The sequence below is a fragment of the Aquincola sp. J276 genome (assembly GCF_024700035.1).
Taxonomy (GTDB): domain Bacteria; phylum Pseudomonadota; class Gammaproteobacteria; order Burkholderiales; family Burkholderiaceae_C; genus Aquincola; species Aquincola tertiaricarbonis.
The window spans coordinates 2178322-2196234 of the sequence record NZ_JAJONC010000001.1; the positions used below are offsets into that span (position 1 = coordinate 2178322).

A 17913-nucleotide genomic window follows, 5' to 3' on the forward strand; every position below is an offset into this window, starting at 1 on the left:
TGTTGTCCATGCTCGATGAACTCAAGAGTGCCGCCCGCCGCATGGGTGGCGACTACGCGCTGCGCAGCCTGATGACCGACTGCCGGCGCCTGCTGTCCGAGCGCGGCGAGGCCAACAGCGTGGCCATTGCCCGCACGCTGGTGGCCCGCTTCGACAGCCTGCCGGCCGAGCAGCAGGGCACCTTCTTCGACCGCCTGGCCAACGAGTTCAGCCCCGATCCCCAGGCCGTGCTGGACACCGCCCTGGCCTATGCCGAGAAGCCCACCGCCGACAACCTGATCCGCCTCACTCAGCAGGCCGAGCCGCCGCGCCAGGAGCTGCTGCGCCGCATCAACCGCACGCCGGGCGGCACCGAGGCCGTGGTGCGCATGCGCCGCGCGCTGCTCGACCGCCTGCCCAAGCAGCCGGGGCTGAAGGCGCTGGAGAACGACCTGCTGCATCTGCTGTCCAGCTGGTTCAACCCCGGCTTCCTGGAGATGCGCAAGGTGGACTGGAACTCCCCCGCGCAGCTGCTGGAAAAGCTCATCCGCCACGAGGCGGTGCACGAGATCGACGGCTGGGACGACCTGCGCCGCCGGCTGCTGCCCGACCGCCGCTGCTTCGCCTTCTTCCACCCGCAGCTGCCCGACGAGCCGCTGATCTTCGTGGAAGTGGCCCTGGTGCCCGAGATGCCCGCCGCGGTGGCGCCGCTGATCGACAAGACCAGCCGCTCGGCCGACCCCGACACGTACAAGGTGGCCACCTTCTATTCCATCAGCAACTGCCAGCCGGGGCTGAAGGGCGTGTCGCTGGGCAACTTCCTCATCAAGCGCGTGGCCGACGAGCTCAAGCGCGAGGTGCCGCAGCTGCGCACCTTCTGCACGCTGTCGCCCATCCCCGGCTTTGCAGGCTGGCTGGCGAAGGACGGCGACTGGGCTGCCCTGCCCGGTGTGAAGAAGGCCACCGCCGAACGGGCGCTGGAAGCCCGCGCCACCCTCAAGGCGGCCTGCGGCGGCGAATGGAGCAAGCTGGCCAGCGCCGCCGCGCTGCAGGCCCTGGCGCCGGAGGCGCAGAAGGCGCTGGAGCGGCTGTGCGCCTTCTACCTGGTGCACCAGACGCCGCACACCGGCGGCGACCCGGTGGCCCGCTTCCACCTGGACAACGGCGCCCGGCTCGAGCGGCTCAACCCGATGGGCAACCTGTCCAAGCCGGGCCTAAAGCAATCCTTCGGCATGATGGTCAACTACCTGTACGACCTGTCGCGCGTGGAAGCCCACCACGAAGCCTTCACGCAGGGCGAGATCGCGGCCGCACGGGCGGTCACCTCGCTGCTGTAGCCCAGCCACCCGCGCGTACCGCGGGGCCTTTTCCAGACCCGGCCCACCGGGCGCCCACCTCTTTCGATGGAGACACGATGACGCAGTACCCCCTCACCCTCACCCGGCGCGGCGCCGGCCTGGCCCTGGCGGCCCTCGCCCTGGGCGGCACGCTGGCCGCCCCGGCGGCGCTGGCGCAATCGGCCTGGCCCAGCAAGCCGGTGAACATCGTCGTGCCCTTCCCGCCGGGCGGCGGCACCGATGCCTTCGCGCGGCCGCTGTTCGCGCTGATGAGCAAGAACACGGGCCACCAGTTCATCATCGACAACAAGGGCGGCGCCGGCGGCACGCTCGGTGCCGGGCTGGCCGCACGGGCGGCACCCGACGGCTACAACTTCTTCATGGGCGCGGTGCACCACTCCATCGCCCCGGCGATGTACCCCAAGCTGGACTACAACCTCGAGACCGACTTCGTGCCGGTGGGCCTGATCTCCAGCGTGCCGCAGGTCATCGTCGTCAACCCGTCCAAGATCAAGGCCACCACGCTGCCCGAGCTGCTGGACTACCTGCGCAAGAACCCGGGCAAGGTGAACTACGGCTCCGCCGGCAACGGCACCTCGCACCACATGGCGGGCGAGCTGTTCAAGCTGCAGACCAAGACCTTCATCACCCACATCCCGTACCGCGGCGCGGGCCCGCTGCTGCAGGACCTGATCGCCGGCCAGGTGGACCTGGCCTTCGACGGCCTGGGTTCCTCGGCCGGTCACATCAAGGGCGGTCGCATCAAGGCCATCGCGGTGGCGGCCGACAAGCGCGCGCCCGGCTTCCCCGACGTGCCCACCTCGGTGGAAGGCGGCGTGCCGGCCTACCAGGTGGCCACCTGGTACGGCCTGTGGGCGCCCAAGGGCACGCCCAAGGAAGCCATCGAACGCATGCAGGCCGAGATGCGCAAGGCCCTCAACTCGGAGGAGCTCAAGGCCGCCTGGACCAGCCTGGGCACCGCCACGCCCGACCTCTACGGCGAGGCCTTCGGCAAGTTTGCCAGCTCGGAAATCAAGCGCTGGGGCGAGGTGGTGAAGGCCTCCGGCGCCAAGCTCGACTGACCTCACGACGATGAACAACCAGAACCTGTTCGCCGCGCTGCGGGCGGCCTTTCCGGCCGACCTGGACACCCCCGCCATCGAGACGGCCGACACGCCGCAGCGGCTTGTCTATACATGGCGCGACCTCGACCATGCCACGGCGATGATCGCCAACCTGCTGCAGTCGCTGGAGCTGCCGGCCGGCACGCGGGTGGCGGTGCAGACGGAGAAAAGCGTCGAGGCGCTGATGCTGTACCTGGGCGTGCTGCGCGCGGGCTACGTGTACCTGCCGCTCAACACCGCCTACCAGGCCAGCGAGATCGAGTACTTCATCGGCAATGCCGAGCCCGGCGTGGTGGTGTGCTCGGGCAGGAACTTCGGCTGGGTGAGCAAGATCGCGTTCAAGGCCGGCACGCAGCATGTATTCACGCTGAACGAGGACCGCAGCGGCACCCTGCTGGAGCGGGCATACCACCAGCCTACCCAGCATGAGCCGGCGCAGCGCGGTGCCGACGAACTGGCCGCCATCCTCTACACCAGCGGCACCACCGGGCGCAGCAAGGGCGCCATGCTCACGCATGGCAACCTGCTGTCGAACGCGCAGACGCTGCATGCGTACTGGGGCTGGCGCGCCGACGACGTGCTGATCCATGCGCTGCCCATCTTCCATGTGCACGGGCTGTTCGTGGCCTCGCACGGGGCGCTGCTGGCGGGCGCGCGGATGATCTGGTTCTCGAAGTTCGATCCGCAGGCCGTGGCGGCGCGGCTGCCCGAGGCCACGGTGTTCATGGGCGTGCCCACGCTGTACGTGCGGCTGCTGGCCGAGCCGGCGGTCAACCGCGAGACATGCGCCGGCATGCGGCTGTTCGTCGCGGGCTCGGCGCCGCTGCTGATCGAGACCTTCAACGAGTGGCGCAACCGCACCGGCCACACCATCGTCGAGCGTTACGGCATGAGCGAGACCGCCATGCTCACCAGCAACCCCTACCACGCGCAGGACGGCGACCGCCGAGGCGGCACGGTGGGCTTCCCGCTGCCGGGCGTGGGCCTGCGGGTGCAGGACGACCAGGGCCAGCCGCTGCCTACCGGCGAGATCGGTGGCATCCAGGTCAAGGGCCCCAATGTCTTCGTCGGCTACTGGCGCATGCCGGAGAAGACGAAGGAGGAGTTCACCGCCGACGGCTGGTTCAAGACCGGCGACGTGGGCCTGGTGGACGAGCGCGGCTACGTCACCATCGTCGGCCGCAGCAAGGACCTGGTGATCAGCGGCGGCTACAACGTCTACCCGGCCGAGGTGGAAGGCGTGATCAACGAGCTGCCCGGCGTGTCGGAAAGCGCGGTCGTGGGCGTGCCCCACCCCGACTTCGGCGAAGCCGTGGTGGCCGTGGTGGTGCCGCGCGCCGGCGCCACGGTGCAGCCCGACGAGGTGATCGCGGCGCTGAAGCAGCGCATTGCCAACTTCAAGGTGCCCAAGCAGGTCTACGTGGTGCCCGAGCTGCCGCGCAACACGATGGGCAAGGTGCAGAAGAACCTGCTGCGCGACCAGCACAAGGGGCTGTTCGGTGGCTGAAGCCAAGGCGCCGCACGCGGCGCCTTCGCTGCCGTCCTCGCGCGAAGACACCTGCCCGCGCTGCGGCGGCGGCTTCCACTGCGGCGCCAAAGACCCCGGGCCGTGCGCTTGCAGCGGCCTGGTGCTGCCGCCGGCGCTGCAGGCGGAGCTGCGTGCGCAGTACGCGGGCTGCCTGTGCGTGCGGTGCCTGGCGGAGCTGGCGCGCACCACGACCTAGGGACACCCCGCGGCGCCACGGCCCGCGCGCAGGCTACCCTCGCCGCTGTTACACAGATCGCGCGAGGCGCCCATGACCACCCTCCTCTTCGTCCACGGCACCGGCGTGCGGGGGGCGGCCTATGACGCCAGCTTCGCCGCCATCCGCGCGCAGGCGGCGCATCACCTGAGCGCCGCGGTGCAGGTGCAGCCCTGCCAGTGGGGCGACCACGTCGGCGCCACCATCGACGAGAACGCCCTGTCGGTGCCCGGCTACGAGGTGGGCCGTTCGCAGGCCGGCGCCGGCCCCTCGGCGCGCGAGCAGGAAGTGCGCTGGCGCCTGCTCTACGAAGACCCGCTGTACGAGCTGCGCTCCTATGCCGCCCTCACCGCCGGCGCCGATCCGCAGGCCATCGCCCGCTCGCCGCATGCGGCCTCGCCCGCGGAGCGCGCGTTGTCGCAGCTGGCCACCCTGCTGCCTTCCAGCGGCGCACTGGCCCGCAACGGCCACCTGTCGGTGCAGCTGCTGCCCGATGTGCTGGCGCTGCTGCGGCAGGACGGCACCTTCGCCGATGCGCTGGAGGCCGAGGCCCTGACCGCTCCGGAGCGCAGCCGCCCCGTGATCGCCCGCGCCTTCGTGGCCGCCTGGGCGCAGGCCGCCGAGGCGCGTGGCCTGCCCGCGCTGGACGGCGAGCTGCGCGACGGCCTGTACGAGGACGCAGTGGCCGTGCTGGGCGGCGCCACCAAGGGCCTGCTGGACGAGTTCATCGGCGCACTGGGCGGGCTGGCCAGCCGCATCGCCACGCCCATCCTGCGGCGCAAGCGCACCGGCGTCACCGACGCCTCCTTCGCCGCCACGCACGACATCCTGCGCTACCAGACGCCGCACGGCGGCGAGGCCATCCGCGGCCTGATCGCCGAGCGCATCCGCGCCTGCGCGCAGGCCCCCGGCGCCGGCCCGGTGTGGCTGCTGGCGCACAGCCTGGGCGGCATCGCCAGCGTGGAGCTGCTGGCCAGCACACGCGGGCTGCCGGTGGCCGGCCTGATCACCTGCGGCTCGCAGGCGCCCTACCTGTACGAGGCGGATGCGCTCAGCCTGCTGCGCCGCGGTCAGGCGCTGCCGGAGCACTTTCCGCGCTGGCTCAACGTCTACGACCTCAACGACCTGCTGAGCTACGTCGGCAGCGGCCTGTTCGGCGCGCGTGTGGTGGACCAGGAGGTGCGCAGCCGCCAGCCCTTCCCGCAGAGCCACAGCGCCTACTGGGCCAACGATGCGCTGTGGCGCCACATCCGGGACTTCATGCAGTGAAGCCTGCCGGCCCGCCTGACCAGGCCTGCGCCGTCATCGTCGGCGTGGAGCGCTGCGGCGTGTTCCCCGACGACCCGCTGCTGGGCCCGGTGCGAGATGCGCTGGCCTGGGCCGACTGGCTGCTGGCGCGCGGCGTGCGGCCGGAGCGCATCGTGCTGTTCCTGTCGGCCAAGCCGGCCTCGCAGCCGCTGGTGGACGCCTGGCAGCAGCGCATGACCGCCACCGTGCCGCCGGACCGGCAGCCGCGGCTGCTGCTGCAGCCCACCGAAGCCGCCTTCCAGACCCTGGTGAACACCGAGCTGCCCCAGCTGGCCGCCACGCTGCACGACGCCACGCTGCTGCTGGTGTGGAGCGGCCACGGCGTGATCGACCAGCGCGACAACGAGCGCAGCCGCCGCCTGTTCCATGCCGACGCCACCGACCTGGAGCCGCGCAACCTCGAGCCGCTGTCGCTGATGAAGGCCCTGCGCACCCGGCCGTATGCCGGCTTCGCGCAGCAGCTGCTGGTGGTGGACGCCTGCGCCAACTACGTGATGACCACCGCGCGCGACCGCCGGCTGTCGCGGCCGTCGGACTTCAATGCGGTCACGGCCGAGCCGCGCATCCAGCAGCGGGTGCTGCTGGCCACCGCGCCAGGGCAGGTGGCGCAATCGCAGGCGGGGCTGCCGGCGCGGGAATCGGTGGCGCTGTTCAGCAGCCGGCTGCTGCAGGCGCTGGGCGATCCGCCGGCCGGCAGCTGGCCCGATTTCCACCAGGCCTTCCGCACGGTGCAGCAGGCCTTCGCCGCGGCCGACGAGCAGCAGACGCCGGTGGACTGGAGCTACGGCCAGCCCGACGACGCCCTGCCCGACAGCGGCCTGCAGCTGCTGCCCGAGGTGCGCGCCACGCAGCTGCTGCGCATCGTGCAGGCGCTGCCGGCGCAGATGCTGGTGCCGGCCTTCCATGCCGCCCTGCCGCCGGCCCAGCCCACGCCCGCCCACCAGGCCGCGGCCGATCAGGGCGCCGTCGCCATGGCCTGGCTGCTGGGCCAGATGCCGCGGGCCGCCGGCCTGCCCGATGCGCTGCTGCGCTGGGCGCTGCAGCTGCGCTGCCGGCTGCCGGTGCCCACCGACCATCCCGAGCTGCTGCTGTGGATCAAGCGCCAGGGCCAGCAGGACGCCGCGCAGGCCTACCTGGCGCAGGCGCAGGCCGCCCAGCAGGCCGCGGCGGCCGGGGCCACGCTGTGCTTCGTGCTGGTGGCGCAGGCACCCGGCGCGGCCGCCGGCACCACGGTGCTGCACGGCTGGCTGTTCGCGGGCCAGCCGGTGCAGGTGCTGGCCCTCGGCGGCACGTCCGGCGAGGGCGCCGAGCCGCTGGCGGTGCAGGCCGATGGCAGCGGCCGCGCCGAGGCCCTCAAGGCGCTGCTGGACGAAGCCACCACCGCTGCCCAGTCGCTGGGCATCGAGCTGCCCGACTTCATCATCGAGGTGGCGTTGCCGCTGGAGCGCATCGACGACGACGTGGAGGCCCACGGCTTCGGCCCGCGTGGCCGCGAGCGGGCCATCGGCAGCCGCTACCCGGTGGTGCGCCGGCTGGCCGACCGCCTGGCGGCGCTGGGCCACCGCCGCCGCGGCACGGAGATCGTGCAGTGGCAGAAGGCCGCGATGAAGCTGGGCGAGCGCTTCAGCGCGCATGGCCTGCGCATCGTGTGGATGGAGCCGCAGGGCATCCGCGACGGCCTGCTGGCCAGCCGGCTGGATGCGGTGCCGCAGGGCTGCTGCGTCGGCCTGAGCCTGGCGGTGCCCGGCCGCACGCTGGACGACGCCAGCAAGTACACGCTGTACGACGACGGCCTGCCCTTCGCCTGCTGGTCCGACGCCGCCTGGAGCGAGGCCGACACCGCCTGCCTGGAGGCCGACCTGGGCGCCTGCAGCGGGCCGCAGGCCCTGCTCAAGCTGTTCGCGCTGCGCCAGGCCGATGCCGCCCAGCGCAAGCATCCCGGCAGCCGGCTGCGGCTGCTGTGGGACGACCCCGCACGCAATCCCTACGCACCGCAACTGAAAGCTGCCGAGCGATGAACATGACACCTGCAACCCAGCCCGCGGACTGGCGGCTGTTCCGTGGCGACCGCACGCCGCATGACGGCATCCACCTGCTGCCGCCGCCGCCGCCGTGGCGGCCCTTCCGCACCCACACCGTGGCATGGGAGCGTCGCATCCCCGCCGACGACGCGCTGCCGCCGGCGATGCGCAAGCGCGGCCGCACCTTCCAGTCCACGCAGGAGATCGTGGAGCTGGTGAATGCAGCCCTGTACCTGCGGCGGCCGCTGCTGGTCACCGGCAATCCGGGCTCGGGCAAGTCGTCGCTGGTGGACGCCATCGCCTGGGAGCTGCGCCTGGGCGAGCCGCTGCGCTGGAGCGTCACCTCGCGCAGCACGTTGCGCGACGCGCTGTACAGCTACGACGCGGTGGGCCGGCTGCATGCCACACAGCAGGCCCGCAGCGAAGGCACCGAGCAGGCCGAGCTGCCCCTCTCCCAATTCCTGCGGCTGGGGCCGCTGGGCACCGCGCTGCTGCCCACCGACATCCCGCGGGCGCTGCTGATCGACGAGATCGACAAGGCCGACCTCGACCTGCCGAACGACCTGCTCAACGTGCTGGAGGAAGGCGAGTTCGAGGTGCCCGAGCTGGCCCGCCAGAAGGCCGCCACGGTGGCGGTGCGGTTGCACGGCGGCGGCCCGGCCGACACCTACCCGGTGACCGGCGGCCGGGTGCAGGCCAAGCAGTTTCCGCTGGTGGTGTTCACCAGCAATGGCGAGCGGGAGTTCTCCCCCGCCTTCCTGCGCCGCTGCCTGCGGCTGGACATGCCCGACCCCTGCAAGGACCCGAAGCGCCTGTCCGACGTGGTGCACGCGCACCTGGCCGAGTACTTCACCGGCACGCTGGCCGACGAAGTGCGGCAGCGCATCGACGACTTCGCGCGGCGCGCGGCCACCGAGCGCCTGGCCACCGACCAGCTGCTGAACGCGGTGCTGCTGGTGGTGGGCCGCGCCGGCCTGCCGGCCGACCGCAAGGAAGCGCTGGTCAAGGCCGTCACCCAGCCGCTGGCCTGACGCGCCTGCGCCGACACCCCTCGCCGCTTCGCATGGTCCGCCCCACCACGCCCTCCGCCGGGCCGCTGCCCGAGGCGCTGGCCCGGCTGACCGCGGCCGGGCTGGCGGAGGACCTCGAGCAGCTGCTGGATGCGCTGTGGCTGGCCTGCCACCTGCCCGCGCCGGCGCCGGCCGAAGCGCCGCAGCCCGCGGACCGGCCCGACACCACCCTGGCCGCGCCCGCGCTGGCGCAGTCCCCGCGCACCGGCCCGCCGCCGGAGCCAGGGCGCAACGGCGCGCCCGAGGTGGAAGTCGCGCTGCAGCGCGCCGCGGCCGACCTGCCGCCCGCGGCACAGGGCCTGTATGCCCATGCCGGCCCGGGGCCGGCCGAGGACGATGTGCGGGCCCGCGCCCTGCGCGTGGCCGGCGTGCCGGCGCTGCGCGACGGCCCGGCGCTCGCGCGGGCGCTGCGGCCGTTGGGCAAGCGGCGCCCATCGCGCACCCGCTTCGTGCTGGACGAAGCCGCCACCGCGGAGCACTTCGCCGACACCGGTTTGCTGATGCCGATGCTGGTGGGCGAGCGCGAGCGCTTCCTCGCCGCCACGCTGCTGGTGGAGGACAGCCCTGCGCTGCCGCTGTGGCGCGGCCTGGCGGACGAGCTGGAGGCGTTGCTGGCGCGGCAGGGCGGCTTCCGCAGCTTCCGGCGGCTGGCGCTGGCGAGCGTGGACGGCCGGCTGCACCTGCGCAGCCGCAGCGGCGCGCTGCATCCGCCGCGCATGCTGCTGGAGGACGATGCCTCGCTGGTGCTGATCGCCACCGACGGCACGCCTTCGGCCTGGTCGGACGGCCGCATGGCCGCCTTGGCCACCGAGCTGGGCCGCCGCACCGCGCTGGCCGTGTTGCAGTGGATGCCCGAGCGGCTGTGGCCGCACACCGCGCTCGGCAGTGCGGACCTGGGCGTGCAGTCGCCCCGGCCCGGCGCGCCGCTGGCCGAGCTGCGGGTGCAGCGCCCGCGCTGGCTGGGCCGCCATGAGCCGGTGCTGCCGATGCCCGTGGCCGCCCTCACGCCCGCTGCGCTGGGCCGGCTGGCCGCCATGTTGATGGCCAAGCCCGGTGCGCGCAGCCCGGCCGGCCTGCTGTGGCTGGCGCCGCCGGCCGACGACGAAGCACCGGCCGACGAACCCGACGAGGCGCTCGACGACCTCACGCCGGCGCAGCGCATCGCCCGCTTCCGTGGCATGGCCAGCGCGCGGCTGCTGCAGGCCGCGGTGCAGCTGTCGGCCGCGGCGCCGCTCACGCTGCCGGTGGTGCGGCTGGTGCACCGGGTGATGCAGCCCGGCGCGCCGGCGGAAGACCTGCCGCTGCTGCTGCTGGGCGGCCTGCTGGAGCGCCAGCCGCGCCCCGCGGGCACGGCAGCACCGTCCGGCCACAAGGACGACGACAACGACGTGACCTTCGACTTCGCGCCCGGCGTCCGGCAGGCGCTGCAGGCCTCGCTGCTCAAGCACGAGGCCGACGCGGTGCGCCGCGCCGTCTCCAGCTACATCGCCGAGCGCCAGGGCAGCCCGGTCGATTTCACGGCGCTGCTGCTGGACCCGGAAGGCGCGCTGCGCCTGCCCGCCTGGGCGCGGCCGTTCGCGGAAGTGAACCGGCAGCTGCAGGCCCTGTTCGCCCCGCCGCCGTCAGCCGCCGAGCCGCCGCCGCTGCGCCTGCGCGAACGCGCCTGGGCGCCGGGCGTCACGGTGCAGGCCGAGGTGGCGCTGGGCAAGCCGGCCTTGCAGATCGCCTGGTCGCCCGACGGCCGGCGGCTGGCGGTGCGGCATGCCCGCGGCGTGGTGGTGTTCAAGGCCGTGGTGCAGCCCTCCGGCCGACGCAGGCTGGTGCAGGAGCCGCTGGCCATGCGCGGCCGGGTGCAGATGATGGTGGTGCGCGGCCCCGGCATCGGCGATGCCGCCTTTGAGGCCTGGGTGAGCGCGCTGCGCCAGCGCTGGACGCAGTGGTTCCGCTCCACCCTGGACCTGCGCTTCCACACGCTGGACCTGCAGGCGGAAGCGCCCGCCAAGCGCCGCGGCCCGCCCAGGCTGCGACAGCTGGTGTCGCTGGTGCAGGAACGCAGGCAGGTGGTGTGCGCCGTCGGCACCGCAGCGCCTGGCGAAGGCGCGTGGCTGCAGCGGCTGAAGACGCAGTTCGAGCAAGGCCTGCCGCCCGCCGAGCACCACCGCCTGCTGGCCGCCATCGCCGACGCCGAGGTGCATGACACGCTGCAGGCAGCCGACTGGACTGTGCAGTCGCTGACATCGGCCCTGCCGCTGGCCGAACGCATGCAGGCGGACATCGACGAAGCGGCCACGGCCGTGCTGGCGTCGCTGGCCCTGCTGGGCGCCGACGCGCTGGAGGACATCGGCTTCGATGCCCAGGCCACCGACCTGGCCTGGCTTCCGGACGGTCGGCTGCTGGTGATGGACGCCGGCCGCCGCGCCGTCGTGCGGGAGGCCGACCTGCAGGTGCATGAAGCCTGGCCGGCGCACTGGGCCCAGGCGCCCGACGGCACGCGGGTCGTCGCCCGCCATGAATTGCTGGTGGAGCGCCAGCGCACGCCGGTGATGGCCGTGGAGCCCGACGGCGGCCAGGTGGCGCTGGCCTGGCGGCAGGACCTGCAGGTTGCGCTGCCGGGTTATGCATCGATGCAGCTGTCCGCCGATGCCGTGGAAGCGCCCATCACCGCGCTGGCCTGGGCCTGGGACGGCGCGCACCTGGCGATGCGGCTGGCCAACGGCACGGTGCGCTTCCTCTGGGCCACGGAAAAGCCAAGCATGGAGATGAAGGACCTGCATGGCGTGGCGCGTGGCCCTGCGTGGGCGCAGCGCAGCCCGCTGCTGGCCGTGGCGATGGGCGACGGCGGGCTGCGGGTGCAAGGCCTGCAGGAGCCTGTCGCCCAGTGGACGACGCCGGACGAGGTCACCGACATCAGCTGGTCGCACGACGACCGCCTGCTGGCCTGCGCGCTGCATTCCGGTGGCCTGCAGCTCGCGCACGGCCTGGACGCCGGCCATCGCCCGCGGCTGGTCGAGGTGCAGCCGCCCGGCGGCGGCGCAGGCCCGGCGCGTGCCGCCTTTGCGCCGGTGGTGCTCGATGCCGGCTACGAGGCCCTGGCGGTGGCGGACGGGCCGGTGCTGCGCCTGCTGCGCATCGACAGCGCGGCGCTGCAGGAGTCGCCGGCGGCGGCCGCCCACCGCATGCCACCGGCGGCCCCGTCCAGCTCCGACCTCGACCGGCCGCCGGAGGACACCCTGCCCGAGCCCGACGAGGTGGTGGCCGCCGCCTGCACCGTGCTGCATGCGCTGGCCCAGGCCTTCCACGCCGGCGCGATGGCCCCCGGCACGCAGCCAGTGTCCGAGCGTTATGCCCACCGCCTCGGCCTGCGCAGCGGCATGCCCGGCCGCGCGACGCTGGAGGTGCTGGTCGCGCTGAGCCGCGAGGTCATCGGCGGGCCGGTGCGCGAGGCGCTTGAAGGCGGGGCGGATCCGCTGGCGCAACCCGACACCGAGGCAGCAGGCGCGCGCTGGCGCGGCTCGGTCGAGCAAATCGATGCAGCGCTGCAGGCGCTGCTGCCCGGCGAGGTGCCCGACGCGGCCGACAGCCGCGGCGCCATCAGCCTGATGCAGCAATGGCTGCTGCTGCTGGAGGCGGTGCTGGACGACCTGTCGGAGGCCGACCGTGCGGCGCTGGACGAGGCGCTGGGCTTTCCTGCGGCTGGCTGGCTGGCCTCGCTGGCGCCGCTGCGCGAGCCGGTCATCCGCACCTTCGGCGACGCCCTGCGCCGGCGCCTGCCGATGCTTCAGAGCCTGCACGGCAGCCTGCCGGCGCTGCGCGCCGACGACGTGGTGGAACTGCTGGCGCCGTCGGTCGCCCGCACCACCTGGTTGCATGCCGAACACGGCCATTCCGTGTTCTCAGGCTGCCGCCGGCTGGACGACTTCGCGGCCCGCTTCACCGGCTCGCTCGCCCAGGCCTGCGACTCGCTGCTGGACGGCGCGCCACCAACGCCGCCGCTGCGTGTCGAGGTGCCGGTGCCCGTCGCCGAGCTGGCGGTGGCCGCGGGCCTGGCGGCACCGCTCGACCTGCAGCTGATGCCCGATGCCGGCAGCGGGGCCACCGCCACCTGGGCGCTCCACCCCGCGGACGTGGCGCCCACCGTCCGCCTGCTGGGCGCCATCGTCGCCAGCCGCCTGGCCTGGCAGCGCGGTCTGCCACCGCCGGAAGACTGGGCCGTGCCCGGCCTGCTGCTGCTGTGGGTGGACGACCGGCCCGCCAACAACAGCAGCGCGGTGCAGGAGCTGCGACGGCGCGGCTTCCGCGTGCGCACCGCGCTGGACACCGACAGCGCGCTGGCGCTGCTCGAATCCGGCCTGCCGGTGCAGGCCGTGATCTCCGACATGGGCCGCCCGCCCGACGAGCAGGCCGGCTACACGCTGCTGGATGAGATGCGCCACCGCGGCCACAGCCAGCCGTTCCTGATCTTCTCGCGCGCGCCGCCCCTGAGCACCAGGAGGAAGCCGTTCGCCGCGGCGCGGTTGGCACCACCGACGACTTCGAGGTGATCCTCGGCTGGCTGCAGCGCGAATTCCTGCAGCGGCCCGCCATCAAGCGTGCAGCTTGAACACAGGTCCTGCGTTACACTGATCCCGTGTACGAAAGGAGAACCACCATGGCCAACCTGACCATCGCTGTGGACGACGACCTGTTGCGCCAGGCGCGGATCAAGGCCGTGCAGGACGGCACCAGCGTGAACGAGGTGTGCCGCCGCGCCATCGAGCGTTACGCGCTGGAAGTGGCCGACACGCCGGCCAGCCGGCTGGCCAAGCTGCGCGGCCTGGCGGCACGTGCCAACGGGTTCGAACCCGGCCCTGCCTGGCCGGGGCGTGAGGCCCTCTACGAAGAAGCCCTGTCGCGCGGCAAGGCCGGCCGGTGAGCCACTTTTTCGACAGCAATGTGCTGGTGTATGCGCTGGACGCCACCCAGGGCATGCGCCATGCGGTGGCAGATGCGCTGCTGGAGCGGCACATCACCGCACGCACGCTGGTCATCAGCACGCAGGTGCTGCAGGAGACCTACGCCGTGCTCACCCGCAAGAAGCGCCTGCCGGCCGATGCGGTGGCCGAGGCGCTGGAGGTGTTTCGCCGCGAGCGGGTGGTGCCGGCGGATGCCGACGGCGTGCTGCGCGCCTTTGCGCTGGCGCAGCGCCACCAGCTCAGCCCGTGGGACGCACTCATCGTGCAGGCCGCGCTGGACGCCCGCTGCACCACGCTGCTGACCGAAGACCTGCAGCCCGGCATGCGCTTCGGCGAGCTGCAGGTGGTCAATCCGTTCGAGCAGGCGGCGCATGAGCCGCCGGGCGCCTAGATGTCGAAGAACACCGTCTCCAGATCCTCCGCCCCGCCCTGCCCCTGGATGCGGATGTCGAAGCGGTAGACCGTCTCTGCGCCGCGCTGCTCGCGCTGGGCGATCAGCGTCTTGCGGCGGCTGACCCATTCGATGCCGGTGAGCACCGGGTCGCGCTCGTTGGCCGCCTGCTCGTCGCTGAAGTAAATGCGGGTGTGCAGGCCCATGTTGATGCCGCGCGCCACCACCCACACCGCAATGTGCGGCGCCTGCGGGCGGCCGTCGGCGGCAGGCACCGCGCCGGGCTTGATGGTCTCAAAGGTGTACAGACCGGTGTCGAAGTCCGCACCGGTGCGGCCCCAGCCGCGGAAGCTCGAAGGCTTCGGGTCCGCCGGATGGGCGTAGTGGCCTTCGCCGTCGGCCTGCCAGATCTCCAGCAGCACGTCGCGCATCGGCAGGCCCAGGCCGTCGTAGACGGTGCCTTCGATGCGGATGCGCTCGCCCGGGGTGTCGGGCCGGGTCAGCACATGGCCGAAGTTGTTCTGGAAGATCTCGAAACCCGCCTGCTGCGGCGCCAGGCCGATGTGCACGTAAGGCCCGCCGGTCTGCGAGGCGGTTTCCTTGTAGTGGGTGAGCTGTTGTTGCGGTTGCGCTTGCATCGTCGTCTCCTGCCTCAGGCCTTGTTCTCGAACCACGTCATGCGCCGGCCGCGCAGGTAGATGTCGAAGCGGTAGGCGCGGCTGTCCAGCTCGATGAAGTTGGCGCGGTCCTCCAGCGCGATCAGGCCGCGGCGCTGCTCGTCGCTGGGCACGGTGGCCAGGATGGGGCAGCCGGCGATCAGCGTGTCGCCCTCGAAGTACATCTGCGTGATGAGCCGCTGCGCCCAGCCATCGCCGTGGATGGCGTAGTGGATGTGCGCCGGCCGCCATTCATTGATGCGGTTGCGCCAGGGGTAGGGGCCGGGGCGGATGGTGCGGTAGCGGTAGTAGCCGTGCTCGTCGGTCAGCACCCGGCCGCAGCCGCCGAAGTTGGGGTCCAGCGCGCCGATGTAGGTGTCCTTGCGGTGCCGGTAGCGGCCGCTGGCGTTGGCCTGCCACACCTCCACCAGCGCATTGGGCACCGGGCGGCCGAATTCGTCCTTCACATAGCCGTGCACGATGATGCGTTCGCCCACCGGCAGGCCGTCCTTGGCGAAATTAAGGATCAGGTCGTCGTCCTTCGGGCCCAGCTCGCTGGCCTGGAACAGCGGACCGCTCATCTCGGTGAGCGTGTTGGGAATGGAGATCAGCGCGTTCTTCGGCGAGCGCAGCACGCTGGTCTTGTAGGTGGGCGTGAGCGCCGGCGCATGCTGGGCGCTGTCGCGCATCGCGAAGGGGCCGTAGTGGGGGCCTTGGTGGGCCATGGGCGTCTCCTGTCGTGGAATGCCGGTTTGCACCGGCTGGTGGATGCGGCACTTTAGGAAGGCGCCTGCCACCGCGCAATTGAAAAGCGCGCCGGCCAGTGATCACCAGCCGTTATCAGTCATCCGTCGCAGCGGTGGCCATCGCACGGCGGCGCGCCGCCTCCGCCCGCACCGCTTCCACCATCGCCTGCAGCGCGGGCCAGGGCGCCTGCTGCGTGGGCAGCAGCAGACCCACCGGCTCCTCGGTGCCGCCGGTGTCCACCGCCAGGCGTTGCAGCATGCCGGCGGCCAGGTCGGGCTCGGCGGCGCTCAAGGGGGTGAACCACAGGGCATCGCTGCCCAGCGCCATCGCCCGGCCGAGCGAGGCCGAGACGGTCTCGGTGAGGCCGGCCGACGGCAGCACGCCGCGGGCGCTGAAAAAGCTGTCCACGCCGTGGCGGATCACGGTGCCGGGCATCGGCAGCACCAGCGGCCAGGCGGCCACGTCGGCGGCCGAGGGCAGGCGGCCCGCCGCCAGCAGCGGATGACCGGGCCGGGCGGCCAGCACCAGCGGCTCGGCATACAGCAGCTCGAAGCTCAGGCCCAGCATGTCGTCGGGCTCGGCCAGGCGGCCGATCACCAGGTCCAGCTCCTTGGCGCGCAGCGCCTGCAGCAGCGCGGTGTTCAGGCCGGTGACGACGCTCAGCCGCGCCGCCTCGCCGCCGCTGGCCGCGGCGCCCTGCCGCCAGGCCAGTGCCACCCGCGCCATGACCGAGGGCGCCAGCGTGGGCAGCACGCCCACCCGCAGCGGGCGCTGCGCCGCGCCGGCGGTGACGCTGTGCACCGCCTCGCCCAGCGCGCTCATGCTGGCCTGCGCATGGCGCAGGAAGACGGCGGCCTCGGGCGTGGGCACCGCGCCGCGCCGGCCGCGGGTGAGCAGCCGCACGCCCAGGATCTCTTCCAGCTCGTGGATGGTCTTGGTGACCGCCGGCTGGGTGATGGACAGCCGCTCCGCCGCGCGCCGCAGGCTGCCGGTGTCGGCCACCGCCAGCAGGCATTGCAGGTGGCGCAGGCGCATGCGCGCCAGCGCGCTGGCGGGCAGCGTCGGGTTCAACCCCGTCCCACGAACGGCATCTTGGTGGCCATCACCGTCATGAACAGCACGTTGGCATCCAGCGGCAGGCTGGCCATGTGCACCACCGCGTCGGCCACGTGCTTCACGTCCATGCGGGCTTCCACCTTCAGGCTGCCGTCGGCCTGCGGCACGCCGGCGGCCATGCGCTCGGTCATGTCGGTGGCGGCATTGCCGATGTCGATCTGACCCACGGCGATGTCGTGCACCCGGCCGTCCAGCGCGGCGGTCTTGGTCAGGCCGGTGACGGCATGCTTGGTGGCGGTGTAGGCGATGGACTGGGGCCGCGGCGCATAGGCCGAGATGGAGCCGTTGTTGATGATGCGGCCGCCCTTCGGGCTTTGCGACTTCATCACCTTGAAGGCCTGCTGGATGCCGTAGAACACGCCGTTGAGGTTGGTGTCCACCACCTGCTTCCAGCGCTCGATGGGCAGTTCGTCCAGCGTGTAGCCGGAGGCGGAGATGCCGGCGTTGTTGAACAGCAGGTCCACGCGGCCGAAGCGCGCCACCACCGCATCGAACAGCGCCTTCACCGAGTCGGCATCGGCCACGTCGGTGGGCACGGCCAGCGCGCGCTCGGCGATGTCGCCGAATGCGTCGGGCGCGGCGTCGATGGCGGCCTGCAGCGTCTCCTGCCGGCGGCCGGCGAAGGCCACGCGCCAGCCGGCGTCCAGCAGCGCATGGGCTGCGGCCCGGCCGATGCCGCTGCCGGCGCCGGTGACGATGGCGATGCGGTTGTGGGGAGCTGTCTCGGGCATGGGTACATCCTTGTGGCGGAGCGGGGCCCGCCAGTCTGCCAGGGACGGCGGCCCGCGCCTTCAGCGCACCGGGAAGTGCCGCGCCGGGTGGGCCAGCCGGCCGCCCAGCGCGCGCCGCAGGCCCGAGGCCAGCACCCGCAGCTCCACCGGCTTGATCCAGTACTCGAAGGCCCCCAGGCTCATCGCCTTGATGATGTCCATCGACAGCTTGTCGCCGGTGAGGATGGTCACGCGCAGGCCGCGGTCGGCGATGTCCTGGTTGAGGATGCGCACCACCTCCAGGCCCGGGATGTCGGGCAGGTGCATGTCCAGCAGCACCAGGTCGGGATGCTCGCTGCGCACCATCTCCACGCCCTGGCGGCCGGTGGTGGCCTGCAGCAGTTGCACGCCGGGGAAGTGCTGCATCATGCCCTCGACCACGGCCATGCTGGTCTCGGCGTCCTCGATGTAGAGCACCTTGCCCCGCAGCATGGGTGCCGTGTGCGTCAGGTCGGCAGGGAGCTCGGTTGCAGCCATCGGGCCTCCTTGAAAAAACCAGGTTGGGCCGGCTCCAGCCCCATACCAGGAATACTGCGCCGCCGCAGCCCCCAGAGTCAATGGCGCGCGCGTCAGCAACATGTCAGCCAGAGAATATTCACACCCCGGCCTGCCTGCCCGCGCGGGGGCATTCCCGGGCGACTGAAACATCCTGTATCCGCGCCGCCCCGCGCATCCGCCCCGCGGCGGAGTTGCGGCCGGC

The 17913-nt window shown here is 72.7% G+C and carries 15 protein-coding genes; 10 read left to right on the plus strand and 5 right to left on the minus strand.

Annotated elements, in window-relative coordinates; all coding sequences use genetic code 11:
- Positions 1-8 precede the first annotated feature (8 nt).
- The 10 genes from LRS14_RS09940 (at position 9) to LRS14_RS09985 (ending at position 13924) form a co-directional block, all read left to right on the plus strand.
- Entirely contained in the window at positions 9-1316 is a 1308-nt protein-coding gene (locus LRS14_RS09940; protein WP_257799424.1) for a malonyl-CoA decarboxylase, read from the plus strand.
- A gap of 77 nt (positions 1317-1393) precedes the next feature.
- Positions 1394-2398 (plus strand): tripartite tricarboxylate transporter substrate binding protein, encoded by a 1005-nt coding sequence (locus LRS14_RS09945; protein ID WP_046114169.1) that lies wholly within the window; start codon positions 1394-1396, stop codon positions 2396-2398.
- 10 nt (positions 2399-2408) lie between these two features.
- On the plus strand, positions 2409-3947 hold the full coding sequence (locus tag LRS14_RS09950) for a malonyl-CoA synthase (protein WP_257799425.1): 1539 nt from the start codon (positions 2409-2411) through the stop codon (positions 3945-3947).
- Positions 3940-4164, plus strand: coding sequence for a cysteine-rich CWC family protein (locus LRS14_RS09955; protein ID WP_257799426.1), 225 nt, complete (start codon positions 3940-3942; stop codon positions 4162-4164). Before LRS14_RS09950 ends, LRS14_RS09955 begins: the two co-directional genes overlap by 8 nt.
- 72 nt (positions 4165-4236) lie before the next feature.
- Positions 4237-5451, plus strand: coding sequence for a hypothetical protein (locus tag LRS14_RS09960; protein ID WP_257799427.1), 1215 nt, complete (start codon positions 4237-4239; stop codon positions 5449-5451).
- Positions 5448-7508, plus strand: coding sequence for a hypothetical protein (locus LRS14_RS09965; protein ID WP_257799428.1), 2061 nt, complete (start codon positions 5448-5450; stop codon positions 7506-7508). Before LRS14_RS09960 ends, LRS14_RS09965 begins: the two co-directional genes overlap by 4 nt.
- 2 nt (positions 7509-7510) lie before the next feature.
- Complete coding sequence (locus tag LRS14_RS09970; protein WP_257799429.1) at positions 7511-8542, plus strand: MoxR family ATPase; 1032 nt, start codon at positions 7511-7513, stop codon at positions 8540-8542.
- A gap of 32 nt (positions 8543-8574) precedes the next feature.
- Complete coding sequence (locus LRS14_RS09975) at positions 8575-13122, plus strand: SAV_2336 N-terminal domain-related protein (RefSeq protein ID WP_257799430.1); 4548 nt, start codon at positions 8575-8577, stop codon at positions 13120-13122.
- A gap of 107 nt (positions 13123-13229) precedes the next feature.
- The gene (locus LRS14_RS09980; RefSeq protein WP_046114162.1) at positions 13230-13493 is read left to right on the plus strand and encodes a hypothetical protein; all 264 of its coding nucleotides are present in this window, start codon (positions 13230-13232) and stop codon (positions 13491-13493) included.
- Entirely contained in the window at positions 13490-13924 is a 435-nt protein-coding gene (locus LRS14_RS09985; RefSeq protein WP_257799431.1) for a PIN domain-containing protein, read from the plus strand. Before LRS14_RS09980 ends, LRS14_RS09985 begins: the two co-directional genes overlap by 4 nt.
- Here LRS14_RS09985 and pcaG read toward each other — a convergent pair.
- The 5 genes from pcaG to LRS14_RS10010 form a co-directional block, all read right to left on the minus strand.
- Positions 13921-14562: a protocatechuate 3,4-dioxygenase subunit alpha gene (gene pcaG, locus LRS14_RS09990; protein WP_257799432.1), complete on the minus strand. Its 642-nt coding sequence runs from the start codon at positions 14560-14562 to the stop codon at positions 13921-13923. The genes LRS14_RS09985 and pcaG overlap by 4 nt on opposite strands.
- A gap of 14 nt (positions 14563-14576) precedes the next feature.
- Entirely contained in the window at positions 14577-15305 is a 729-nt protein-coding gene (gene pcaH, locus LRS14_RS09995; protein ID WP_046114159.1) for a protocatechuate 3,4-dioxygenase subunit beta, read from the minus strand.
- A gap of 115 nt (positions 15306-15420) precedes the next feature.
- Complete coding sequence (locus LRS14_RS10000; RefSeq protein ID WP_257799433.1) at positions 15421-16398, minus strand: LysR substrate-binding domain-containing protein; 978 nt, start codon at positions 16396-16398, stop codon at positions 15421-15423.
- Positions 16395-17174 carry an SDR family oxidoreductase gene (locus tag LRS14_RS10005; protein ID WP_257799434.1) on the minus strand — a complete coding sequence of 260 codons (780 nt, stop codon included), beginning with the start codon at positions 17172-17174 and terminating at the stop codon, positions 16395-16397. The genes LRS14_RS10000 and LRS14_RS10005 overlap by 4 nt, the downstream gene beginning before the upstream one ends.
- A 60-nt stretch (positions 17175-17234) precedes the next feature.
- Entirely contained in the window at positions 17235-17690 is a 456-nt protein-coding gene (locus LRS14_RS10010) for a response regulator (RefSeq protein ID WP_083440684.1), read from the minus strand.
- Between the last annotated feature and the right edge of the window lie 223 nt (positions 17691-17913).